Raw genomic sequence first — 24,105 nt, 5'->3', positions numbered from 1 at the left:
TAGCACTGTGTAGTGCATTCCATCATTATATCGGAGGTGGCTCTCATCATGACCAAGGTGGCTCTATTTGATGCTCATGGTGGCTCTATTTCGTCACACGTGTGGCTCTATCGCAAAATATTACCCACCGTAGGACGCGTGGAATTAATCCGGGTAACCGATGTAACTAAAGCAATATGTCCCGTGTTAAGACTCAAAAGGCAGCCAACCGGGTATATGGCTATATTCGATGCAAATGCTTCAACAATTTCCGGGTCGTAATAACTATTAGATAGCTTTCTTAGAATGATAAGAGCTTCAGTAGTGGAGTATCCCTTTCGAAAAGGCCGGTCCGAGACTACCGCATCAAAAGTATCAGCAACTGCAACAATTAAGGCGTATTCTAAAATTTGCTTTCGCTCCAACATGCGGGGATATCCAGAACCATCAATCCTTTCATGATGTTGGAAAGCAATATGTGCCACCTTGGTCGGTACTTCCTGGTAAGTTCTTAAAATATTAAAACCGATTTCGGGATGTTTCCTGATTTGTGCACTTTCACTTTCTGTTAGTTGACCACTTTTATTAATAATAGCCGGGTCAATCATAATCATTCCTATATCATGGAGTAAAGCACCTAAGCCGATATCTATCACTTTTCCTTCCGTATATCCCACAGTTATGGCCGTCATCATTGAAAATATTGCTACATTGATTGAATGAAAAAATAAATAATCATCATGGGCTCGAATATCTTCCAATTGAATAAGCAGATTATGGTTGCTTAATATATCATCAAGCAACATGGTTACAACCATTCTTAAACTTTTTAAATCCAAAGATTTTTTAGTGGAATAAGTTTTTATCGAATTGCTCAAGGTGCTTGAAACAGCAGAAAGAACCTGGTTGGAAATTACCTGGGGTATATCAATATCAGCCAACCCGTCTTTGATATAAACCGATTTAAAACCCAATGATTGCAATCTTTCAATGTATGATTCTGAAAGCTGGGAATTCTCAGTTAACAGAGCCCTCCCATCAGACCCGATTACAGTCCTGGCTATTACCATTCCGGGTTCCAATTCATCCGTTGACACCCTTTTCATTAAAGCATCCCCCTCATATAAAAATAAAATACAAGCATACATATCTCTCTTTTCTTGCATTTTCGTAATAAAAACAATTTAAATATTTACATGTACAAATCGTCCCTCCCGTATGAAACTAAGAACTATTTCCTGTTTTACCCCGGTTTCTTGGACCACATCAATAAGGCTAACACCAGGGTTGTCTCTAATAAAATTGCGGACAATACTATATTCCTGTTCTACAAGTTCAGCACAAACCGGACATAATACCTGTTTCGAATTATAGGTAAATAAACGCTTACATTTTGGACAATTACGTATTTAAGCCATAAGAATCTCATCCCTTCATGTTTTTAGCGTATTCTAACGTAAATGAGCTATCGAGTATTATCCTTAATTAAATTGAGTTAAATTATGTTATTATTTCTGTTTATATGATTTGGTTTGACATCCTTGATATAGAATAACCTAAAATAAAAAGTATTACGTCCGCCTATAGACCCAAATTGTCCGGGACTTTTTAACCTTTTTAGGATTAGCGTCCTTCCTCAAGACCTTATATTCAAATAAGTTTGTCCTAATTCAACCCCAGGACTTTTATCCATTTCAAGTATATGCAGTGTTCAAAATAGCTAAGGGAGGTAAGCGAAAAATATTCGCTTACCTCCCTCTCACTAAAATATATGAACAGAATTTAAGCATCGGAAGAAACTGCGGAGCAGTTTCAACACACTGCTGCAACAAGGCGGGGGATTAGATCCCAAGCTGTTTTATTAATAGGAACCCGGCCGCTTAAAGAAACAGGGGATATATTTCACCTCGTTATATATGAGCTACTTCGCCCAGTTACTTTATATAAACAACTTTATTAGAGTAAATTATAAAACTGCATAACTCTTTTCGCTATTAATCTTGGGGCTCTTATTTTGGCATTCTATCTTCTGACCGGCAATTTTGGCACGAACAACTTCAGTTTCTTCATAACTTAACCTTCTTTGAATCTTGAATCCCCTTATTTCCTGAAGGTCGAGCTGGAAGGGTTTTTCAATAAAGTTCAGTTCATGGTCCAAGGTCACATAAACCACCGGAGAGAGAGAATTTATTCTGCTAACAGAGGTAACAACAGCAACGTGACCAGTATTGAGACTGACAAGACAACCAATCGGATACATGGCGATGTTAGTGGCAAAGGCTTCAACGACTTCCGAATCAAAGTAAGTATTAACCAACCTTCTTATAATCATCATGGCTTCCGTAGAAGAGTATCCCCGGCGAAAAGGTCGGTCTGAAACAACGGCATCAAAAACATCTGCCACCGCTACTATAGAAGCATTTTCCAGGATTTGTTTTTTGTCCAGTTTTCGTGGATACCCGGAACCATCAAATCTTTCGTGGTGTTGGTAAGCAATATGGGCTACTTTGGTTGGTACTTCCCTATAAGTACGCAAAATATTGAAACCGATTTCCGCATGCTTTTGGATTTCTTCTCTCTCTTCGGCAGTTAGTTCTCTTTCCCGTGCTGAATTAAAGATGGCCGAATCAATCATAATCATACCAATATCATGCAGCAGTGCTCCCAATCCCAAGTCCACAAGCTTTGCTTCCGGATATTCCATACTTAAACCGGTCATCATGGATAGAACAGCTACATTAATGGAGTGAAACAAAAGGTGGTCATCATAGGCTCGAATATCTTCCAGATGGATAATAACATTCCTATTGGTCACTATATCATCCAGTAGCAATGATATCATCTTGCGAAGCTGATTAATATCCAGAGTCTTTCTAGAAGAAAACGTTTTAAATATGCTATTTAGATTGCTGGAAACAGCAGTCAGTACCTGGGCAGAAATAATCTCCGGTATTTCAATATCAGCTAAACCATCTTTAATGTAAACTGAACTGATTCCTAATTGTTGCAATCTCTGTATATAAGCTTCATTCAAGCGCGTATTCTCGGTGAGCAGAGCCCGGCCATCTGCTCCAACTATAGTCCGGGCAATTACCATACCAGATTCCAGTTCTTCCGCAAAAACTCTCTTCATGAGCATTCCTCCTCTGATTTAGGAGTTCTTAATACCGACTTTAGCCTGCATCCTGCTTCTTTAATTCTAGAATAACACAAGCATTTCAATATATCCTCTTACTAAAAGCGCATTTTGAATAGGACTTTGGTGTAAATTTAAAAATATTTCATTAATTCTAAAGGTTATTTTATGTTTTTTATGTGATATATTCTCTTCCGCTTGCTTATTTTTCCATGTACAATTGAGATATATGCTGCCAATTCATAAAATAGCAGTTAATACCTTCAATGCTGGTGACGATATGAAAGCTTCGATATAGAAAGAAGCATTTATAGTCTATTGTTGCAGCTATCCAGCTTGGAAACCAGCTTAAGGAGTAAAGAATGAAGATTATAGTGGATGCCGATGCCTGCCCCAGACCGGTTCTGCAAAGCTGCCTTGAATTAGGTTGCAAGTATGATTTTCCCGTATGGACAGTAGCCAGTTTTAACCACCATATTGACTCTGACCACCACATAGTGGTAGGAAATGCTTCCCAGGAAGCTGATCTTAAGGTAATAAACTTAACCCAACGGGGTGACATAGTTATAACTCAGGACTGGGGACTGGCAGCCATGGTTCTGGGTAAGGGAGCCCGCTGCCTCTCCCCCATTGGCCGTGAATACCGTAATGAAAGCATGGACTTCCTCTTAGAAGAAAGAGAAATCAAGGCTAAACTACGCCGGGCTGGTGGTCGAACAAAAGGCCCCAGAAAGAGAAGCGTCGAAGATAATCTGCGTTTTCAAAGAAGCCTGGAAAATTTGTTGCTTACTATCCCCCCACACCCCCACCCTTAATAGCGACCGTAGGGAGCACCAGGAGTGCCCGCAGGGTGCAACCTTAATTGCGACCTGGCACTGAAGCATGTATTTATCCTGGGTTAAACAGATATAATTTTGCTTAAGTCCGGGTTACCTCGAAATACTGTCCCAAACTTCTTCCGGGGTTTTTCCCCGTGCCTCAATAACTGGAGCCACCGTTACAATATCCTGCATCCCCATCAGGTTCTTATCCAGACCTGATATCACAACTGCATCCACAGGTATATTCCATCCTGAACCAATATCAACCACCAGGCAACCACGAGCTTCAAGATACTCTTTTATTGGAGTCAGATTATCCTCTACCGCAATAACCTTTTCCATTTTCTACACCTCACTTAAAAGTCATAAGTTTTAATTATTATGCTTTATCTATGGGTGGTTTATGTAAAATATAATCATTAACAGAAAACTTAACTATTTCTTTTCTACCTGGCGTTCTGCAATTTTTATCGCTTGAAGCGTTTAGCTATTTACTTTTATACCCAGAAATATTCCATTCACTAGCATTCAACTTCCCCAATGAAAAAAACCGCGACATTTCGCGGTTTTTGTTTCAATGGTGGGCGATGACAGGCTTGAACTGCCGACCCCCTGCTTGTAAGGCAGGTGCTCTCCCAACTGAGCTAATCGCCCTGATTATGGTGACCCCTGGGGGACTCGAACCCCCGTTACCGCCGTGAAAGGGCGGTGTCTTGACCGCTTGACCAAGGGGCCATATGCGCAGATAAAACGACTCTGCTAATTGCGGGATTCCTGCTTTTTACCAGTATCGACTTCCGACTTCCGCCTTCCGACATCTGTCTTTCGACTTCAGTTATGGTGGGCCTACCAGGACTCGAACCTGGGACCAACCGGTTATGAGCCGGTAGCTCTACCAACTGAGCTATAGGCCCGGAATGCCGGTAAACCCCGCAAGAGTTAGTATATAAAAAATCCTGACAAAGGTCAATAGTAAAACTTATTAGCAGTGGATTTTTTCAAGTAAAAAGCGGTAACTTTAAAAGGGTTACCGCTATATTTTACACTGGCTCCCCGAGTAGGATTCGAACCTACAACCCTCCGGTTAACAGCCGGATGCTCTACCGTTGAGCTATCGAGGAAAATGTCCCAACGAAGACTATTATATAGTTTTCCTAATTTGCTGTCAACCATACTACAAGGCGGAAAGCCCATTTCTTATTCAATATAATCCTTTAGTTTCTTGCTGCGGGAGGGATGCCTGAGCTTACGCAAGGCTTTGGCTTCAATCTGCCGTATGCGTTCTCTGGTAACTCCAAACTCCTGTCCCACCTCTTCCAGGGTGCGAGGACGTCCATCATCCAACCCAAAACGCAAGCGTAATACCTTTTCCTCTCTTTCAGTTAGAGTATTTAGTATTCCATCCAGGTGTTCCCGTAATAAAACAAAAGAGGCTGATTCCTCTGGAGATTCGGCTTCCTCATCAGTAATGAAATCCCCGAGATGACTATCATCTTCTTCTCCAATGGGAGTTTCCAGTGAAACTGGTTCCTGAGCGACTTTCATTATTTCGATGACTCTATCTACAGCTATATCCATTTCCTCCGCAACTTCAGCCGGAGTTGGCTCTCTACCGAGTATTTGCAACAGGCTTCTCTGTACTCGGGACAATTTGTTTATGGTCTCCACCATGTGAACCGGAATCCTAATAGTCCTGGCCTGGTCAGCAATGGCCCTGGTTATGGCCTGCCTTATCCACCAGGTAGCATAGGTACTGAATTTATAACCCTTACGGTAATCGAATTTCTCTACCGCTTTCATGAGTCCCAGGTTTCCTTCCTGAATTAAATCCAGGAAAAGCATGCCCCGTCCAACATAGCGTTTGGCAATGCTTACTACCAGGCGAAGATTGGCCTCAACCAGTTGTCTCTTAGCTTCCTCGTCACCCTCCTCTATCCTTTGGGCCAGATCGATCTCCTGAGCAGCAATGAGCAAGGGTACTCGACCGATTTCCTTTAGATACATCCTGACCGGGTCATCTATTTCAATTCCATCGGGAATGACTACCTCTTCCGTCTCGATACTCTCGTTTTCTTCATCAAGTTCAGCATCCTGTTCAGATCCTATTACTATCCCCAGAGTCTGAAGATGCTCAAAAATATCATCTATTTGATCTGCTTCCAGGTTGAAGCTTTGCAATTCCTCTGTTATCTCTTCATAGCTGAGACTTTTTTTCTTTTTTCCTTTTTCTGCTAGATTTACTACGGCTTCTGCTAATTTCCTGTCCAGTTTCATCTTTTCCCCCCTTCCTGGATATCATTTAGAAAGCTATTTAAATTAAGAATAAATCTAAGAAAACTATAAAAGTTCCCTTCACTGTCTAAATCTTTGAGCCGGTAAAATTGGTTTTTCCAGGCTAATTCTTCTTCTTTTCTTTCCACCTGACGAATAAATCGCTTGATTTCCATATCCCCGGGTAGGGATTCTTCTTCCATCAAAAGAGCCATACGGGCAAAAGCAGAACCAAATCCTTGCTGGTTGGCCAGTAAGCCTAATCGCTCCAAACGACCATCGTGGTTATTGTCCTTTAACTTTTCATATATTCCCGCCAGGACTCTTAAATCTCCTTCTTCCAAAAATTCCAATCCAATCCGGCTCTTTATATATTCGAAAAGCTCCGGTTTTTTAAACATAGCGGCCAGTATTCTCTCATTAATTCCATAATTGACGTATTTTATATTATCTCTTATTATCTTGCTTTTATTCCTTTTTATACCTGATATGTCCCGTTCCCGCTTTTTTAATTCCCGGTAGACAATGTTTTCTTCTATCTTCAGTTTGCGGGCCAGTACTTTAATATAATAGTCCTTTTCCAGTTCACTGTTTAATTGCCCTATATCCTCTCTCAAGTAATTTATGGCTCCAATCTGGCTTTCCAAGTTTAGCTCTTTTTTCTGGCTTAGATATCTGTTTATCTTAAATTCTATGTTGCTAAGCTTATTATTCTGTATATAACGCAACAATTCCTCTTTTCCATGTTTTTCTATATAATCATCTGGATCCTCTCCCATCGGAAGACTTACCACAGACATTTTAAGTCCTTCATTCCCCATAATTTCGAGTGCTCTAATGGTTTCTCTTTGCCCGGCTTCATCTCCATCATAAAGCAATAGTACTTTTTCGCAATATCGTTTCAGAAGTCTTGCCTGCTCCGAAGTTAGGGCCGTTCCCATAGTAGCTACTACATTATTAATACCTAATTGCTGCAATTTAATACAGTCCATGTAGCCTTCCACGATGATGGCCTCATTGGCCTGGCGTATGGAATCCCGAGCCTGGAACAAGCCATAGAGTACTTTACGCTTGGAAAATAGCTCTGTTTCCGGTGTATTCAGGTACTTGGGAAGGCTATCATCCAGCACTCTTCCACCCAACCCCACGATATCCCCGTTATAATGCGTAATGGGAAATACCAGACGCCGGCGCAACAAATCATAAAAGCTATTTCTGTTTTCACTACGCTTTATTAATCCGGATAATTTCAGGTATTCCTGAGAATATCCTTTTTTTAAAAGATGTTCCTCCAACCTGGTCCAACCATCCGGGGCATAGCCCAAGCGGTATTTTCTTATGGTTTCGGCTTCAATTCCCCTCCTGCTCAGGTATTCCCGGGCTTCCTGGCCTGCTTTGCCGGCCAGAACCTGCTGGTAGAATTCAACCGCGGCCTGGTTCAGCTCAATTACTGGTTTTCTATGATCAGTCTGTTTTCCAGACCGGGATTCTATTAGCTTAATTCCAGCCTTTTCGGCCAAATACTCCAATGCTTCTCTAAATTCCAGCCCGTCTCTTTTCATTACAAAGGAAAAAATGTCCCCACCTGCATGACAGCCAAAACAATAGAACATATTTTTATCTGGAGTTACGCAAAACGATGCTGTTTTTTCCTGGTGGAAGGGGCATAATCCCCAATAACGGTTACCTTTTCGACTCAGGTTAACACTTTCAGACACAATTTCTACAATATCCAGTCGGTTTAGTATTTCTTCCAGCACCTGATCGTCATATGTTGCCAATGTCTTCACCTACTATTCTCTTTTGAGTTCTAAAATCCTGCTAAATATTCGAAATTTGTCATTTTTCTAATGATTCAAAAATACCCCAACCAATGCCTGCCATCTACTTATAGAGTTAAAAAACCTTTAAAAGTTTCCCGGCATCAGGTACCAGGGATTGTGGTATATATATGTCCTGAAAAAGTGAGATACAATAGGCATCGCTCATTCCGGATATATAGTCAGCCACCGCCCTCTCTATTCCTTCCCTATCAGCTATCTCCAGGTATAGGGGGGTCATTATTTCCGGATGCTGACAATAGTATTTAAATAATAGCTCGATAATAAAGATCGCTCTACTACGCTCAGCCTGACATACCGGACCCCGGTAAATCTCCTTAAACATAAAATCACGCAGCCCTCTCAGGGCATTTTCTATCCGGGGACTGGGCATAACCTGGGGATGACCCCCCCCCAAAATAAGCTGGCGCGAATACTTGATTGTATCCGTTACCAGGGTAGCAATCCTTTGGCTGTGGGTATAACCCAAAATATTTAGATAATCGGCAGGAATATCCTCGATTCTAAGCAGGCCTGCCCTTATGGAGTCATCAATATCGTGTTGTACATAGGCAATCTTATCACTAAGGCGAATAGTCTGGCCTTCCAGGGTATAGGATCGGCTTTCGCTCTGGCCATAACCGCTATGGTGCAGAACTCCATCCAATACTTCATGGCTTAAATTCAAACCATTACGGCCCTTATGCTGTTCCACCCTGGTTAAAACCCGAATGCTGTTTTCGTTGTGTCGAAATCCCCCGGCCAGCAATTGATCAAGGACTTGTTCTCCGGCATGAGCAAAGGGGGTATGCCCAAGATCATGGGCCAGAGCCATAGCTTCAATCAGATCCAGGTTAAGGTTTAAACCGGCACCAATTGTTTTTGCTATCTGGTTTACTTCCAGCGTATGCGTTAACCTGCTCCTATAATGATCCCCCGGGGGGGCTATGAATACCTGGGTTTTATGTTTTAAACGGCGAAAAGATTTAGAATGAACCACCCGGTCACGGTCCAGCATGAAGCATGTACGAACCGGATCGGGTTCTTCTTCTATCTCCCGCCCCCTCGACTTGCTGGATAGACTGGCTGCTTTATCAAGCATAGCGTTTTCTCTGGCTTCTATTTCTTCCCGGATGCTCATGCGCCTCACCCCTTTGTTTTATACGTAAAGAAAAAATCCTCGGGCTTGAGGCTCAAGGATTAAAAACTTTTCCGTTTCAAGATAAAACATAAGAACTATCGTATCCTCAAATCCCTGGTAGCCATGGCTACTTCCCATATTCTTTTTCCCAGTATGCGGCTGCGGTTTATAGCGTTATCATCCTCATTGGCCGGACGTTGTCCAGCTCCTCCCATATGACCACAATCATCTTCATGAAAGCCATCTCCTACAACAATCATTCCCTGTACCAACATCATATCCTGAATAGCTCGCAGGGTAGTTTCTTGTCCTCCAAAACGTGAAGCACCTACCGCAATTGCCCCACCCACCACATTTAAAAGCTTCTTATCCGCTCGCAAAGAGCGGCCTTTATCCCAGAAAGCTTTGAGTTGGGCGGAAGCCGTTCCAAAATAGACCGGACTGCCCACTATCAAGCCCTCAGCCTGAGAAATCATAGTAAAGGCCCGGGCTAATTCTTTTCCTTCCAAACATTTTCCGGCACAAGGCGAAGAGCAAGCTATACAGAAAGGATTCTTCTGGTCTTTCATTATTTGCTGGCAATGAAGTATACGGGTACTTGCTCCCATCTTCTTGCATGTATCTAAAGCCTCTTTTAATAGAAAGGCGGTATTGCCATTCTTATGAGGGCTGCCGTTGATTCCAACAATTAGGGGACGTGACATTCTTTCACCTCCATTTTAGTTTATATACTACAGTAGATATGCTTAATCCTTCATTTTATTTCTAAAATTTTAAGCATCGGAAGAAACTGCATAAGCAGTTTCAACACGGTGCTGCAACGATTCGGGGGATTAGAACCCACCCCTGTTTTGTTAATAGGAACCCGGCCACTTCTTAAAGAAGCGGGGATATATTTCATCTCGTTATTCCTCCGGAAGATTCATCATCTCGCCCAAGTACCAAATTTTCTATATCGTCAGTCTTTTTTCCTACATTTTTCAAAAAGGTATTCTTTATACTTTCTTTTAGAGTATAATTAGAGGAAATTATTTCTTAAGCATCGGAAGAAACTGCGAAGCAGTTTCAACACAGCGCTGCAACGAGGCGGGGGATTAGAACCCACCGCCTGTTTTGTTAATAGGAACCCGGCCACTTCTTAAAGAAGCGGGGGAAATATTTCACCTCGTTATAATGGTGGTATTATGAGCAATCAATCTCCTTTTATACAAATAAATACTCGAAATGATGGCTGGATAATAAAACTCTTACAGCCTGCCGTGGGAAAGGACCTCCTGGAAGAGTATTTGGCAGATATGGGCTTAAAGCTTCAATCGCAAATGATGGATAAAATACTGGCTGCTCCTGCTGGTACCGGCTTTCATATCAAACGTGGTTCCGATATATTGACGGAAATCAGAACTTGGGCAGAAAACTTGCCCTTTGAGATTACGGTTTCTTCAGATAAGATGAAGGTCTTTCTTACCTTAAATCCACGATTGCCCATAAAACCACGCCGTCAAGATCTGTTAGCAGCACTCAACAATATGGGGATAAACTACGGAATTGATGAGAGCAGCATAGACCACGCCATCAATAATACCGGGCAAACTATGGTGGTAGCGCAAGGGAAATATCCCGTTCCCGGCAAGAATGGATCCGTTCAATATCTTTATCATAAGCCAATTATTAAACCTGTTTTAGATGAAAGCGGTCAAGTCGACTATTATGAACTGGGCTTTATTATACCCATAGAAGCTGGTACTTTACTGGCCAAGAGAAAGGCCGCTACCGAAGGCGAAGCGGGTATAAATGTCTTCGGTGAACCCATTCCCGCCAAAGCAGGACGCAACTATAAATTCAATGTGGGCAAAGGCATAATAACCACCAAAGATAAAGCCATTGCTGAATTTGATGGAGCCCTGGCCTGGATAAACGATAAGATTGTCGTTACCAAAATGCTGGCTATAAAAGGCGATATTGATTTTTCTATAGGCAATATTTGCTTCCCGGGAAAAGTCCTGATCGAGGGAAGTGTAAAAGATGGTTTTGCGGTCGAAGCTGAAGATGATATTGAAGTCAGGGGGGGTATTGAAGCAACGCGGGTTATCTCCCGCCATGGATCGGTTTTTGTTAAAAACGGTATTATAGGAGGAGGCAAGGCCCAGGTTAAGGCCGGCAAGAATGTTGAGGCCCGTTTTATTCAAGAAGCCACGATAGAAGCCGGGCAGAATATCGTTATTAATGAATATACTGTCCGTTCTAACCTGAAAGCTGGTGATGCCGTTCTTATACAGGGCCGCCGGGGAATAATCCTGGGAAAAAATATTATTACTGCCCGAACTAGGATCAAGGCCTCTAAAGTTATAAACTGCCCCGCCCTGGACCTCCGGGTGGAAGGAATTGAGCGCAAGCAATTTTACGAACAGATAAAAGAGTTGAATTCCCGTATTGATCAGCAAGATACGGAGTTGAAAAAAATAGCCGAGCAAATCCGCTATTTACGCGACAAGTCTTCCGAGCAGAACTCTTTGCAGCAATTGCAAGAATTATTGCCTCAATATATGGATATGAATGAAGAATTAGATTGCCTCTATGAGGAAAGAAGGTCTCTGGTCAATATGCTTAAAAGTACCCGCGGAGAAGGAATGATCGAAATAGGCGGTGGCCTGGAAACGGGCATGACTTTTGGCATAAAAGAGGACTTTATTAAACTTAAGCAACAAGCTAAGAACCTTCGTATGTACTATGACCCTGATAAAAAACGCATAATCATCCTGGATTAATTTAAGGTTGACAGGGGGACGGGTTGACAGGGGGACGGGGTTGTTGACACATGATATGTCAACAACCCCGTCCCCCTGTCAATTCTTATGCAACAAAGGGGTTTTCTATTTATTCAGCAAGCTGGCCTGGGCGGCTGCCAGTCGAGCTACTGGTATTCGATAAGGCGAACAGCTCACATAATCCAATCCTACTATATGACAAAACTCGATCGAACTGGGTTCGCCGCCGTGTTCCCCGCAGATGCCCATTAGTATATCTTTCTTCACGCTACGGGCCTTTTCCACCGCCAGGCGCATTAGACTTCCCACACCCTTGCGATCCAGCACCGCAAAAGGATTATCCTTGATAATCTTTTTCTCCAGATATATGGGAATGAATTTGCCTTCGGCATCATCACGGCTAAAGCCAAATGTGGTCTGAGTTAGATCATTGGTGCCAAAAGAGAAAAACTCGGCTTCACGGGCTATTTCATCCGCCATAATGCAGGCCCGGGGAAGCTCCAGCATGGTTCCCACCGCAAAGTCCAGTTCACAGTTGTTTTCCTTTTTTACCTGCTCATAGACATCCATTATTTCTGCTTTTAAAAGGAACAGCTCAGCCATATCCATTACCAGAGGTATCTCCACTTCAGTAAAGCACCCTATTCCTTCCTTTTGGAGTTGCACCATGGCCTCAAAAATAGCTCTGGCCTGCATCCGGTAAATCTCGGGATAGGTAAGTCCCAGTCTACATCCCCGGTGTCCCAGCATGGGGTTGGCCTCGGAAAGGCTATGTATTTTCTTTAGCAATTCTTCCTTTTCCAGTAGTTCTTTACCTTTTACCTGTTGGTGTTTCATCTCTGCTATCTCCAACAAGAGGGTTTCCGGATGGGGAAGAAACTCGTGCAAGGGGGGGTCTAAAAGACGAATAGTTACCGGTTGGGGAGCCATAGCTTTTAATATTCCATAAAAATCATCTCGCTGGAAGGGTAAAAGTTGGCTCAGGGCCTCTTTTCTATCTTCCAGGTTCTCAGCCAGTATCATCTGTTGAACAATGGGGAGGCGTTCCGCTGCCATAAACATATGCTCGGTCCGGCATAAACCTATTCCTTCAGCTCCAAATTCGCGGGCTCGGGCCGCATCCTGAGGGGTATCGGCATTAGCCCTTATGGCTAATTTCTTCACTTGATTGGCCCATTGCAAGAGTAGAGCAAATTCATCGGAAAGGGTAGGTTCTATCATGGGCACTTCACCCAGCATTACATTGCCGCTAGCCCCATCGATGGTGATTACATCACCTTCCTTAACTACTATCCCATTAACCATAAACTGCCGGTCTTCATTATCAATCTTTATGGCTTCACAACCACAAACACAAGGTTTGCCCATTCCCCGGGCTACTACCGCGGCATGAGAAGTCATTCCTCCGCGAGCGGTGAGTACTCCCTGAGCATATATGATTCCATGAATATCGTCTGGTGTGGTCTCACTTCTAACCAAAACCACCTTTTCTCCTGCTCCCCCCATTTTCTCCGCCAGGTCCGCATCAAAGAGAACTTTACCGCAAGCAGCACCCGGTGAAGCAGGCAGCCCTTTGGCGATAGCATCCAATTTCACGCTCTGGTCAATCTGGCGATGCAGCAACTGGTTGATTTGCTCGGCATCAACTCTCAGCAGGGCTTCTTCCACCGAGATCAAACCTTCGTTCACCATTTCCACCGCTATCTTTACCGAAGCCCGGGCCGTACGTTTTCCGCTTCTGGTTTGCAGCATGTATAGTTTACCCTTTTCCACGGTAAACTCAATGTCTTGCATATCGCGATAATGTGTCTCCAGCTTTTGGCAGGTATCCAAAAACTGCTGGAAAACCCCTGGTAATTCTTCCTTTAGACGGTCAATGGGGGTAGGAGTTCTTATACCTGCTACCACATCTTCTCCTTGAGCATTAACCAGGAACTCGCCATATAGTTCCCGCTCCCCGGTGGAGGGATTGCGGGTAAAAGCTACACCGGTTCCGCAATCCAATCCCATATTGCCAAAGGCCATACACTGGACATTTACTGCGGTTCCCAGTTCATCGTCAATTTTGTTTAAGCGCCGGTATACTATAGCTCTCTGGTTGTTCCAGGAATCAAATACCGCCTGAATGGCCATGGTTAATTGCTCCCGCACATCCTGAGGAAAGGCAAATCCCTTCTCTTGCTGAACTATCTCCTTGTATTCTTCAATAATATTCTGGAGTTCTCCGGCCGGAATCTCATAATCAAAAATAAGGGCCAGTTTCCTTTTGTGTTTTTCCATAACTTCATCAAACCTGGCATGTTCCACTCCCAGAACCACATCACTGAACATCTGGATAAAACGCCGGTAACAATCATAAGCAAAACGGCTGTCCCCGGTTAAGCTGGCCAAACCCTGAACTGACTCATCATTTAAACCCAGGTTGAGAATGGTATCCATCATTCCAGGCATGGATACCGCCGCCCCTGATCTTACTGAAACCAGTAAAGGGTTATTCTTTTCCCCAAAAGATTTGCCACTATTCGATTCTAATCTTTCCAAAGCTGTAAAGACTTGTTCCAGGACACCATCAGGAAACTCTTGGCCCGAAGCCAGGTATTCATTACAGGCTTCAGTTGTTATGGTAAAGCCAGCAGGAACCGGCAGCCCAATCAAGGTCATTTCAGCCAGGTTAGCGCCTTTGCCGCCCAATAACTGTCGCATGTTGGAATTACCTTCTTCAAATAAATAGACATATTTCTTAGACATGGCTTAACCTCCTATAATAAATTTCCAAAATCTTGCTGGCCGTTTCCTCTACTGCACGGTTGGTTACATCTATAACCGGACATCCCAAGCGCTTCATTATTTCCTGGGCATATTCCATTTCCTCCAGAATGCGCTCAAGATTGGCATAACTGGCCTGACCTTTAAGCCCCAGGGTTTTTAATCGTTCGGTGCGAATCTGATTCAACTGCTCCGGGTTAATAATGAGACCGATTACTTTCCCCTTCTCCACTGAAAAAATCTCTTCCGGGGGTGCTACCTCAGGGACCAGAGGCACATTGGCCACCTTTATTCTTTTATGAGCCAGGTACATGGAAAGCGGGGTTTTGGAGGTTCGGGACACCCCTACCAGAACAATATCCGCCTGCGTTACTCCCCGGGGATCTTTGCCGTCATCATAGCGTACCGCAAATTCTACCGCTTCCACCCGCCGGTAATACATTTCATCGATTTTGCGCAATAAGCCCGGTTCCCGGCGGGGCTCGATATCACTAGCACTCTTGAGAGCCTCTATTACCGGACCTAAAACATCAACACAAATCACGCCTTTTTTCCGGGCCTCCATCTGCAGAAAATCAGCCAATTCGTTAATGACCAGGGTATAGGCAATGATAAAATTGCTGGCTGCGGCTTGATTAATTATTTCCTCCAGGGTTTCGGTATCAGATATATTGGGAACCTGTCTTATTTCCATGCTACCGGAATTAAACTGACTGGCAGCTGCACGAACTACCATCTCGGCTGTTTCCCCTATCGAATCCGATACTATAAAAACCCCAGGCAAGTGATTGTTCAAAATTTAAACCTCCTTGGTTTTATTTGCCGCCAGGTCTAAAAAGAGCCTGGCGATATTGGTTTTACTGATTTTACCCACGACTTCCAATTTTTCTTCTTCATCTTCTACCCGGTTCTTTACCACCGGGAGGCTATCCACTTCATGTTCTACTATTTTTTTTATAGCAGCTACCACGGTTTCCTCCAGGGTAGCGGTTACTATATTGGGCATTCGGGTCATGATTACACTCACCGGGACTTTATGGATATCTGCCTGCCCAATGGTGGTTTTTAGAAAATCTTTCCTTGATACTATACCCGAAAGGTACTTGTTTTCGTCCACCACAAATATGCTGCCGGTATCTTCAATAAACAAGGTAACAATAGCATCATAAATACTGCAGGTCTCTTTCATTATTACCGGCAGGGATTGAATGTCTTTGACCCGGTACTGATTTAATACCCGGCGCATCGCACTCTCTACCCCTTCGCTCTTAAAGGTGTAGCCCACCCGAGGTTTGGCTTCCAGATACCCGGACATGGTCAAGACAGCTAAATCAGGACGCAATGCCGCCCGGGTAACATTGAGCATTTCGGCAATATTTTCCCCGGTTATCGGTTCATGTTTTTTGACTATCTCCAGAATTTTTTCCTGCCTATCATTAAGCTGGATAGGATTCACCACCCCATTATGCTATACTTTTTTGCTTAAATTTCTCTAATTATATATACTATATGGATTAAAAAAATCCTGTTATCCCCCCAAATTTTTTAAGCATTTTTAGCATCGGAAGAAACTGCTAAAGCACTTTCATCACAGCGCTGCAACGAGGAGGGGATTAGAACCCGCCCGCTTAGCAGGGGATTTATTTTACCTCGTTATACAATCTTGCTGAAATCAGCCATGGAGTTGAACAAATTGGCAATCGATTTTAGAATCCCTAAGCGAGCGGCTTTGAGCTTTTCATCCTCAACCATCACCATTACAGCCGTAAAGAACTGGTCTACATCCGCTCTGAGAGCAGCGAGAAGTTCCAGGGCCCGGGTATAGTCCTGGGCTTTCAGAGATGTTTTAATCTCCTGCTGGAGCTCAGGCAGTTTCCGGTACAAGTTCTTTTCGCTTTCATCCAACAATACATCCGGGTCAATTTCTTCACTTTCCCATTTCCGCGATAGATTATGAACCCGGTTGTAAACTACCATGAAATCCTCAAACACCGGTGATCCCTTAAATTCCTGCAATTTAAGCACCCGGTTATAAGTTTCAAATAAATCAAAAGAAGGCCGGGACAGAGCAGCGTCAATCACATCATAAGATACTCCGCTATCCAGCAATACACCCCGCATCCTCTGGTAAACAAAATCCAGGAGTTCTTTAACGCTATCTTCCCTGCTGTTTTCCAGAACTAGATCTTCATATCCCAGATACGCCTGCTCAAAAACCAGCTTCAAGTCTATACTTAGCTTTTTGTCCAGAATGATGTTCACTAATCCCAGGGCCTGCCGGCGCAAGGCATAAGGATCCTGGGAACCGCTGGGCTTTATCCCGATGGAGAAACAACCCATCAGATTATCCGTTTTCTCCGTCAGGCTGAGAACTATGCCAGCTGCGCTGGAAGGCAGCTTATCACCGGCAAAACGAGGCAGGTAATGCTCAAAAATAGCCTCTGCCACCTCGGGCTCCTCCGCACTTCCGCTTGCATAATAACGGCCCATAATGCCCTGCAGTTCAGGAAACTCATAAACCATGTTGCTCATAAGGTCAGCCTTGCAGAGCAAAGCGGAACGCTGCAGTTTTTCCGGCTGGCTTAGTCCCGTTTCCTGCCCAATAAAGAGAGCCAGCTTCTGCAGGCGCAGTACCTTGTCTGCCAGGGTGCCCAAACGTTCATGAAAAAGAACATCTTTCAGTTTAGCACTCATTTCCTCCAGGGATTTCCTGCTGTCTTCATTCCAGAAAAAGAGCGCATCTTCCAGCCGGGCTTTTAAAACCCGTTCGTTTCCCGCTCTAACGAGATCCAGGCAATAGTCAGTTCCGTTCCTCACTCCGACAAAACCGGGCAAAAGCCGGCCTTCATTATTATAAACGGGGAAATAGCGCTGGTGTTCAATCATGGAGGTAGTTAAGACCTCAGGTGGCACAGCCAGATAGGAGGGAGAAAATTCGCCATAAAAAGCGGTAGGGAATTCCACCAGAAATGCTACTTCCTCCAGCAACTCTTCATTCTCCATGGCTTTACCGCCAGCTGCGCCCGCCACCTTTTGCACCTGCTGCCAGATCATCGTTTTTCTCTCGGCCTGATCCAATATGACATAGTGCTCGCGCAAGACCCGAAAATAATCGTCAATACTCGTTACCGGCAACGCTCCTGTAGAGAGGAAGCGATGCCCATAGGTATAATTGGCACTTTTAATATTTTCTATGTTGAATTCCACATTTTTATCCCCAAATATAGCCAAAAGCCAACGAATAGGGCGGGCAAAGCGGGTTTGATAATAGGACCAGGTCATGGATTTGGGGAAGGAAAGGGAATGAATCACTTTTAAGAGCAAGCCAGGCAAAATTTGCTCCGCCGCCTGTCCTTTTTCTTTTTTGATCGCAAAAAGATACTCTACCCCGCCTACTTCCCGTATCTGCAATTTACGGAAATCAACTCCCTGGCTACGGGCAAACCCCAGCCCTGCTTTGCTGGGATTCCCATTGGCATCGATGGCAATACTTTTTTTCGGTCCTCTATTTTCTAACAATGAATCTTCCTGTTCTTCACTTATTTCCTTCACCCAGAGGCAAAGCCGGCGAGGTGTTCCCCAAGTCAAGACCTCCCCGCAGCTCAGACGAGCCTCGGCCAGATTTTTCCGGGCTAAATTTTCCAAATCCTTTAAAGCACGAAGCATATAAGCAGAAGGCATCTCCTCCACCCCGATTTCCAGCAGTAAATCTTGCGCCAATTAGAGCACCTCCTCTTCGATGATTAATTGCTCTCTAAGGTTTTTATCCTTTAACAGAGGGTAATTCAGCCTTTTCCTCTGCTCCAGGTATTCCCGGGCTACCATCCGGGCCAGATTACGCACCCGGCCTATATATGCAGTGCGCTCGGTAACACTAATAGCGCCCCGGGCATCGAGGAGGTTGAAAAGGTGAGAACACTTTAAAACATAGTCATAAGCCGGTTGAACCAGTTGCCGCTCGGCCACTCTTACCGCTTCTTCTTCACAAATATTGAACATGCTGGTCAAGGCCCCCACATCGGCAGCTTCAAAATTATAGTGGGAATAATCCACTTCCGCCTGATGGTGAACATCCGCATAACTAATGCCATCAACCCATTCAATATCAAAAACGCTCTCTTTATTCTGAATATACATAGCTATACGTTCAATACCATAGGTTATCTCCGCTGAAACCGGCAGGCAGTCAAAGCCCCCGCACTGCTGGAAATAAGTGAACTGGGTAATCTCCATGCCATCCAGCCAAATCTCCCAACCCAGGCCCCAGGCCCCCAGAGTAGGCGATTCCCAGTTATCTTCCACCAGCCGGATATCATGCTTTTCCGGTTCAATTCCCAGATCACGCAGGCTGGCCAGGTAGAGATCAATTACATTATCCGGGGAGGGTTTAAGAATAACCTGGTACTGGTAATAATGCTGCAGGCGATTGGGGTTTTCCCCGTACCTCCCGTCAGTGGGGCGGCGTGAGGGCTCAACATAAGCCACCTTCCAGGGCTCCGGCCCCAGAGCCCGCAGGAAGGTTGCCGGATTCATGGTTCCGGCTCCTTTTTCCACATCATAGGGCTGTTGAATTATGCAACCTTGCTGGCCCCAAAAATTGTGCAAGCGCAGAATCAGCTCTTGAAAATTCATGGGTTTACTCCTCCTTAAAAATATATAGAAATAGAAAAACCCGTCCCCTGAACAGGGACGGGATAACCCGCGGTTCCACCCTGATTGGCTTAATTGCCCACCTCAAGGATTCAGGCTTTACTAACCTTATAGGCGTTCCTCCTGACAGCTCCCAAGCGCCTTCGAAAAGCTCGCCTGCCGGTTCCCAGCAATCCCGGCTCTCTTAAAAAGCTACCCTTTCCTACTCCTCTTTTTCATCGCCCTTTTATGAAATTCATGAAAACGAGATGAAATATGTCCCCCGCAACCGCAATAGTGAGCGAAGCGAACATCAGTGGTGCCCGCAGGGTGCTTCCTAAAGCGGCCGGGTTCCTATTAACAAAACCGGCGGCGGGTTCTAATCCCCCGCCTCGTTGCAGCGCTGTGTTGAAACTGCTCCGCAGTTTCTTCCGATGCTTAAAGTTTACCCGAGCCCGAAGACCTTGTCAATTAGTCGTCAGGGGTCAGGCGTTATTGGTCGTCAGACGGCAAGCGTCAGACATCAGGAGGAGGTTATGAGGGTTTAATCCTATTTGACTCCATATTATCCACTAATACTAAGCACTATTCCCAAGAATATCCCCTGGACACGGTTTATCTGGCCTATTTGTTAACCTTTTGCTTCCTTTTCACATAAGTTAAATTAGCAGCAGAAAGGAGGCGAAATAATTGACAACCTATATCACTCTGGGAAGCCGGGTATTAAGACGAGGCGATGAAGGTACGGATGTCGAGCTTTTGCAGAACCTGCTCAAAATCTTACCCGATCCCATTGGTTCAGGTATAAAAGAAAAAGGGGTATTTGGTAAAGAAACAGAAAACGCGGTAAAAAAATTTCAGAAGTATTTCAATTTGGCCATAGATGGAATAGTGGGAGCCAATACCTTTCTTTTTTTAGGTGTACCCACGGCTTCTTATCTCCCCCCCGGAGGCAATCTCTTTGGAGCCCGTACTCTGAAAAAAGGCAGTTATGGCTATGATGTCTGGGTTCTGCAAAATCGCCTGGCCACCACCGCCAAAAAATTTGCCGAAACTCTGGGGCAGCCGGCAAACAGAAATTTTGACAGTAAGACGGAATCTGCCGTAAAGATCTTCCAGCGTGATGTACACCTGGAAGACGATGGCATAGTAGGCCCCCAAACAGTTTACCAGTTGTATAATTATGCTACCATGGGGGCACGCATCCTGCAAAAAGGCCGCTGGGACCGCAATCAGGGTTATGATGTATACTGGCTGCAAAGGAACTTGCAAGAGCTGGGCTACTACCAGGGAAAGCTGGATGGTAAATTCGGTTCTCAAACCGAAGCGGCGGTAAAAAAACTGCAGGAAGCCTCTGGCATAAAGGTAGATGGCATTGTGGGCGCCAATACTTTTTATCACCTGGCTAGCTGTTGATAGGGCTTACTTCTCCTGAGGCTCAGGAAACTAAAACAAAGATTCATATCAAGGGACGGCGGGCTTGCTCAAAAATGGACAGTATACCGCTCCATAGTGGGGATAGCCTGCCGTTTCTACTGACATGATGACAGACCTCCTGTTTAACTGAAATTTGCTATTGATTCTAATGCAAACGCAACATCCTGTCGCTCGCCCCCTTTCGCCGCTCAGCTGGCCAGGCATGAAGATAGGCTGAATCTATGAGAAAAAAGCGGGTCGGAAAAGAAGCCAGAAAAACACTGCTGTCAAAGAACGCAGAGCAGATTTTTCCAAGTATCGCCAGAAATCTGCTCTGCTTTATACAAATGGCAATTATCTAGTTTTTAACCCGGGCATACTTGAAATTGAGTTCTCCACTATATTTTGCTATGAACAAATTGTCGCTCTTTTCTATATTTGCTCCAAAACCCAACTTTCTAAAGAACTCTATATAGCCACCCTTTGATTCCAAAGTCTCCAGCATTTTTTCACTATTACCGATAGCTTTAATAACATAAGGATTGTTACACGGAGTACCGTTAATTCGAATCTTGTCTCCCGAACACTCTATTTCACTACTGGCAATCAAGCGTTCATCATTTATTGAGATGGCTTCGGCACCTGCTTTTATCAACTCATTAACAGTAAGAAGAATATCAGTATCATGAACCAGCAATCCATGTTCAGGAATTCCTTTTGTAGTATTATCTGCAGCTTGATCAGAAAGGTTTACTATTATCCCTGGTCCTTCCACATCAGCCGTTCCTGCCGCTATTTGATTGTTTTTCAAATCACCAAGCAGTTGATTGTATGTGCTCTCATCTATATTGGCTCTTGCATCAGGATTTTTACTATCCTGAGCATTAGTGCAGCCGAGTACCCCCATAACAATAAATATCACAAGAGCCGCAAGCGTTAAGTTATGCGATTCCTTTTTATAATTGGCAATCATGCTAACCCTCCTCATAATGTGTGGCTTTCTCGTTAAGATTCCTGTTGTTCCAGGAATCCATTGGGTTTTAATAGTCATCTCCAATAAACGAATAATTGTATGTCCGTATTCTTTATGTTTTTCAGGTGCCAATCTTGATAAAACCAGGGCATCACATGATAGCTCGCAGTCATGACGCATTCTGTAAAAACCATACCATATCACGGGATTGAACCAGTGCAAGATTTGCAAAATGACGGTTATCCAGTTAATAAGGACGTCCTTTCTTTTCCAATGGGCTAATTCATGCAACGCAATATAGTTAAAATCACCAGCACCAAGTGATTTAACCATAGAATCGGGCAGCAACAAAATTGGATTTATCAGCCCAAACAATGCCGGGCTTGATACCTGCCTGGTTGTAACAATCGCGAATCTTTTGGAGATATTCATGCTTGACTTGCATTCTTCTAATTCTGCTATGATTGATGAATTGTTAATTATCGGTTCGGACTTGATTTTATATAACAGCTTGAGATTTATGATCAGGGTATACGTGGCCAGCGCAAAAACTCCTGCCAGCCAAATTATAATGAATATGTTTCTCCGGTCTGAATCTTTCATATCTACTGATTTTCTGTACTCGTTTAAACTTCCGGCAACCCCTTGATTGTTTTGTATTCTATAATCAGCATCTCTTGCTGAAATGCCGGTTGCATCTGTAATACCTATAGCTGGATGCTTTGCTTCCCCCAAATAATCATAAATATTATCAGAATGCATATTTTGACTATTCTGATTCAATAGATTATAGATACTAACCGGACTCTGGGGAGTAAACGGAATAATTAATCTTAAAAGTAGCAGAAACCATATATAATAATGCCAATTTGCTCCCAGCTTATGCTTGAATACAAATTTAACCGACAAAATCAGGCAAATTAATATAGTTCCCATCAGTGAAGACAGCATTATCCAATCAAAGAGTGATGAAATTACCGGCAAATTTACCATCCGCTTTACTCCTTATCATCGAGAGTACGTCTTAGTTGCTCAATTTCCTGTTGCGACAGTTTTTCTTCTTCTATAAAACTAGCCAGCATTAGATTAAGGGAACCATTAAATACTTTTTTCAGGAAAAAATCACTTTCTGCTTTTATGCTATCGCGTTCTGAGACTATCGGGTAGTATAAATATGATTTTCCTTCCTGGTAATATCCCAATACTTTTTTGTCTACCAATCGTCTAAGCATTGTCTTAATTGTTTTAGGTTTCCAATAGCTTGTGTTTGCCAGTTCGTCAATTACTTCACTTGCCTTAACCGGTGAATCAGCCCAAATCACCTTCATTACCTGCCATTCTGCATCCGATATCTGTGGAACTTCCTGCACATCAAACCCTCCTTTCGATTACATTTGTAAGCTTATGTATAAGCCTACATCTGTAATCTTAATATGTCAACAATTATTTAATATTTTTTATATTTATTGGAGTACCCAAAAAAACGAGGGCTGGTCAAGATGTGAACAGAACCTTGCCACCTTCTTTGACAAGTAAATATTGATGATTATATACTGCGGTATATATCATGATTCATATATGGGGGTTGATTATTTTGGATACAGCTAAAATTTTTATTAACGGCAGTCAGGCGGTTCGATTGCCGAAAGATTATCGTTTTGATGGAAATGAAGTGTATGTGAAAAAAATTGACGATATTGTGGTTTTGATTCCTATGGATAGCGTATGGACAATACTTGAATCGGGCACCCATTACTTTACTGAAGATTTTATGGCGGATAGAAAGCAGCCCGAAATTCAGAATCGGGAAGAATTATAATATGCAATACATGCTCGACACCAATACCATATGCTTGATTTGCAAAAAGGAATTCGCCATACCGTTTTCCGACTACCGCTACAAAGACCTTAAATACAAGGCGTGATGTCCATCATGTATGCAATGATTGCAGCAAGATGGTGCAGGATGAATGCCAGAAAATAACCGGCCGATATAACCGGTCATATGTTGGGTTATGAGAGTATTCATAACGATTTTGAAATTATTCGTCCAGAAAAAGACCTGCTGCTGCATTCCAATCATTATCTTACCGAACGCTTCAAGGAAGGGGACACTGCGCCGCAATACCAGCCCGACAGCTACCATAGCTTAGACCGAATCCGCAGTTTCATGAATCAGCATTATGGTCATATTAATGTCGAAACGGTTATGGAAATCCTCGCTGATCACGAGCACCATCCCTATTCCATATGCCGCCATATTGATCCTGCCGCTCCAATATCATCGGTAACGCTTGCTTCGTTTATCGCGGTTCCGGCCGAGGGAGCCATATATATAGCTGCCGGCAATCCGTGCGAACAGGATTATGTGCGCTATAGCTTTTAAAG

Annotated in this window: 19 protein-coding genes, 4 tRNA genes and 1 other annotated feature; of the genes, 5 read left to right on the top strand and 18 right to left on the bottom strand. The window is 43.7% G+C overall.

The features are described from left to right. Positions 1-107: 107 nt before the first annotated feature. Both AWB54_RS11040 and AWB54_RS11035 read right to left on the bottom strand, forming a co-directional pair. Positions 108-1,085 (bottom strand): HD-GYP domain-containing protein, encoded by a 978-nt coding sequence (locus tag AWB54_RS11040; RefSeq protein ID WP_061214658.1) that lies wholly within the window; start codon positions 1,083-1,085, stop codon positions 108-110. An 860-nt stretch (positions 1,086-1,945) separates the two neighbouring features. After that, positions 1,946-3,112 (bottom strand): HD-GYP domain-containing protein, encoded by a 1,167-nt coding sequence (locus AWB54_RS11035; RefSeq protein ID WP_061214657.1) that lies wholly within the window; start codon positions 3,110-3,112, stop codon positions 1,946-1,948. Between the two features lie 365 nt (positions 3,113-3,477). Here AWB54_RS11035 and AWB54_RS11030 point away from each other — a divergent pair, with 365 nt between their 5' ends. Beyond that, entirely contained in the window at positions 3,478-3,930 is a 453-nt protein-coding gene (locus AWB54_RS11030; protein WP_061214656.1) for a YaiI/YqxD family protein, read from the top strand. Positions 3,931-4,044: 114 nt separating this feature from the next. Here the strand turns inward: AWB54_RS11030 and AWB54_RS11025 are convergent, their stop codons facing one another. From AWB54_RS11025 to AWB54_RS10985, 9 genes are all read right to left on the bottom strand, one after another. Further along, positions 4,045-4,278: a YkuS family protein gene (locus tag AWB54_RS11025; protein ID WP_061214655.1), complete on the bottom strand. Its 234-nt coding sequence runs from the start codon at positions 4,276-4,278 to the stop codon at positions 4,045-4,047. 236 nt (positions 4,279-4,514) lie between these two features. Continuing rightward, positions 4,515-4,590, bottom strand: a tRNA-Val gene (locus AWB54_RS11020). Between the two features lie 6 nt (positions 4,591-4,596). Then, a tRNA-Glu gene (locus AWB54_RS11015) sits at positions 4,597-4,671 on the bottom strand. A gap of 103 nt (positions 4,672-4,774) precedes the next feature. Further along, positions 4,775-4,850 (bottom strand) — tRNA-Ile (locus AWB54_RS11010). A 132-nt stretch (positions 4,851-4,982) separates the two neighbouring features. Beyond that, positions 4,983-5,057: transfer RNA gene (locus tag AWB54_RS11005), tRNA-Asn, on the bottom strand. A 76-nt stretch (positions 5,058-5,133) separates the two neighbouring features. After that, positions 5,134-6,210 carry an RNA polymerase sigma factor RpoD gene (gene rpoD, locus AWB54_RS11000; protein WP_061214654.1) on the bottom strand — a complete coding sequence of 359 codons (1,077 nt, stop codon included), beginning with the start codon at positions 6,208-6,210 and terminating at the stop codon, positions 5,134-5,136. Next, the gene (gene dnaG, locus AWB54_RS10995; protein WP_061214653.1) at positions 6,207-7,997 is read right to left on the bottom strand and encodes a DNA primase; all 1,791 of its coding nucleotides are present in this window, start codon (positions 7,995-7,997) and stop codon (positions 6,207-6,209) included. Before dnaG ends, rpoD begins: the two co-directional genes overlap by 4 nt. Positions 7,998-8,103: 106 nt before the next feature. After that, the gene (locus tag AWB54_RS10990; protein ID WP_061214652.1) at positions 8,104-9,168 is read right to left on the bottom strand and encodes a deoxyguanosinetriphosphate triphosphohydrolase; all 1,065 of its coding nucleotides are present in this window, start codon (positions 9,166-9,168) and stop codon (positions 8,104-8,106) included. Positions 9,169-9,263: 95 nt separating this feature from the next. Then, on the bottom strand, positions 9,264-9,872 hold the full coding sequence (locus AWB54_RS10985; protein ID WP_061214651.1) for a flavodoxin family protein: 609 nt from the start codon (positions 9,870-9,872) through the stop codon (positions 9,264-9,266). A gap of 480 nt (positions 9,873-10,352) precedes the next feature. Here AWB54_RS10985 and AWB54_RS10980 point away from each other — a divergent pair, with 480 nt between their 5' ends. Continuing rightward, positions 10,353-11,933, top strand: a complete 1,581-nt coding sequence (locus tag AWB54_RS10980) for a DUF342 domain-containing protein (RefSeq protein WP_061214650.1) — start codon at positions 10,353-10,355, stop codon at positions 11,931-11,933. 105 nt (positions 11,934-12,038) lie between these two features. Here AWB54_RS10980 and ppdK read toward each other — a convergent pair whose 3' ends face one another. From ppdK to glyQ, 5 genes are all read right to left on the bottom strand, one after another. Beyond that, positions 12,039-14,681 carry a pyruvate, phosphate dikinase gene (ppdK, locus tag AWB54_RS10975; RefSeq protein ID WP_061214649.1) on the bottom strand — a complete coding sequence of 881 codons (2,643 nt, stop codon included), beginning with the start codon at positions 14,679-14,681 and terminating at the stop codon, positions 12,039-12,041. Beyond that, on the bottom strand, positions 14,674-15,495 hold the full coding sequence (locus AWB54_RS10970; RefSeq protein WP_061214648.1) for a pyruvate, water dikinase regulatory protein: 822 nt from the start codon (positions 15,493-15,495) through the stop codon (positions 14,674-14,676). The genes ppdK and AWB54_RS10970 overlap by 8 nt, the downstream gene beginning before the upstream one ends. A 3-nt stretch (positions 15,496-15,498) precedes the next feature. Next, positions 15,499-16,146 (bottom strand): helix-turn-helix transcriptional regulator, encoded by a 648-nt coding sequence (locus AWB54_RS10965; RefSeq protein ID WP_061214664.1) that lies wholly within the window; start codon positions 16,144-16,146, stop codon positions 15,499-15,501. A 206-nt stretch (positions 16,147-16,352) separates the two neighbouring features. Beyond that, positions 16,353-18,419 (bottom strand): glycine--tRNA ligase subunit beta, encoded by a 2,067-nt coding sequence (glyS, locus tag AWB54_RS10960; protein ID WP_061214647.1) that lies wholly within the window; start codon positions 18,417-18,419, stop codon positions 16,353-16,355. Further along, positions 18,420-19,331 (bottom strand): glycine--tRNA ligase subunit alpha, encoded by a 912-nt coding sequence (gene glyQ / locus AWB54_RS10955; RefSeq protein ID WP_061214646.1) that lies wholly within the window; start codon positions 19,329-19,331, stop codon positions 18,420-18,422. A gap of 50 nt (positions 19,332-19,381) precedes the next feature. Then, positions 19,382-19,577 (bottom strand) — a binding site (T-box leader). Between the two features lie 441 nt (positions 19,578-20,018). On the opposite strand from glyQ, the gene AWB54_RS10950 reads away from it, so the two are divergent. Further along, positions 20,019-20,744, top strand: coding sequence for a peptidoglycan-binding domain-containing protein (locus AWB54_RS10950; RefSeq protein WP_061214645.1), 726 nt, complete (start codon positions 20,019-20,021; stop codon positions 20,742-20,744). Between the two features lie 358 nt (positions 20,745-21,102). On the opposite strand, the gene AWB54_RS10945 is transcribed toward AWB54_RS10950, so the two are convergent. Both AWB54_RS10945 and AWB54_RS10940 read right to left on the bottom strand, forming a co-directional pair. Then, positions 21,103-22,710 carry a M56 family metallopeptidase gene (locus tag AWB54_RS10945; protein ID WP_061214644.1) on the bottom strand — a complete coding sequence of 536 codons (1,608 nt, stop codon included), beginning with the start codon at positions 22,708-22,710 and terminating at the stop codon, positions 21,103-21,105. A gap of 5 nt (positions 22,711-22,715) precedes the next feature. Beyond that, a complete protein-coding gene (locus AWB54_RS10940) occupies positions 22,716-23,087 on the bottom strand; it encodes a BlaI/MecI/CopY family transcriptional regulator (protein ID WP_061214643.1) in 372 nt (123 codons plus the stop codon). Positions 23,088-23,311: 224 nt separating this feature from the next. On the opposite strand from AWB54_RS10940, the gene vapB reads away from it, so the two are divergent. Next, positions 23,312-23,536 (top strand): type II toxin-antitoxin system antitoxin VapB, encoded by a 225-nt coding sequence (gene vapB / locus AWB54_RS10935; RefSeq protein ID WP_061214642.1) that lies wholly within the window; start codon positions 23,312-23,314, stop codon positions 23,534-23,536. Between the two features lie 186 nt (positions 23,537-23,722). Continuing rightward, positions 23,723-24,103, top strand: coding sequence for a carcinine hydrolase/isopenicillin-N N-acyltransferase family protein (locus tag AWB54_RS10930; protein ID WP_061214641.1), 381 nt, complete (start codon positions 23,723-23,725; stop codon positions 24,101-24,103). The last annotated feature ends 2 nt before the right edge of the window (positions 24,104-24,105 follow it).

Origin of the sequence: Syntrophomonas wolfei subsp. methylbutyratica, assembly GCF_001570625.1 — a bacterium.
Taxonomy (GTDB): domain Bacteria; phylum Bacillota; class Syntrophomonadia; order Syntrophomonadales; family Syntrophomonadaceae; genus Syntrophomonas; species Syntrophomonas methylbutyratica.
This window is presented reverse-complemented; position numbering and strand designations above follow the sequence as displayed.

Coding starts and splice junctions, on each gene's coding strand:
- AWB54_RS10945 (WP_061214644.1), bottom strand. CDS start 22,710: ATGGTAAATTTGCCGGTAATTTCATCACTCTTTGATTGGATAATGCTG.
- AWB54_RS10980 (WP_061214650.1), top strand. CDS start 10,353: ATGAGCAATCAATCTCCTTTTATACAAATAAATACTCGAAATGATGGC.
- glyQ (WP_061214646.1), bottom strand. CDS start 19,331: ATGAATTTTCAAGAGCTGATTCTGCGCTTGCACAATTTTTGGGGCCAG.
- rpoD (WP_061214654.1), bottom strand. CDS start 6,210: ATGAAACTGGACAGGAAATTAGCAGAAGCCGTAGTAAATCTAGCAGAA.
- AWB54_RS11040 (WP_061214658.1), bottom strand. CDS start 1,085: ATGAAAAGGGTGTCAACGGATGAATTGGAACCCGGAATGGTAATAGCC.
- AWB54_RS10990 (WP_061214652.1), bottom strand. CDS start 9,168: ATGAGCATCCGGGAAGAAATAGAAGCCAGAGAAAACGCTATGCTTGAT.
- ppdK (WP_061214649.1), bottom strand. CDS start 14,681: ATGTCTAAGAAATATGTCTATTTATTTGAAGAAGGTAATTCCAACATG.
- AWB54_RS10985 (WP_061214651.1), bottom strand. CDS start 9,872: ATGTCACGTCCCCTAATTGTTGGAATCAACGGCAGCCCTCATAAGAAT.
- AWB54_RS10930 (WP_061214641.1), top strand. CDS start 23,723: ATGTTGGGTTATGAGAGTATTCATAACGATTTTGAAATTATTCGTCCA.
- AWB54_RS11035 (WP_061214657.1), bottom strand. CDS start 3,112: ATGAAGAGAGTTTTTGCGGAAGAACTGGAATCTGGTATGGTAATTGCC.
- AWB54_RS11030 (WP_061214656.1), top strand. CDS start 3,478: ATGAAGATTATAGTGGATGCCGATGCCTGCCCCAGACCGGTTCTGCAA.
- AWB54_RS11025 (WP_061214655.1), bottom strand. CDS start 4,278: ATGGAAAAGGTTATTGCGGTAGAGGATAATCTGACTCCAATAAAAGAG.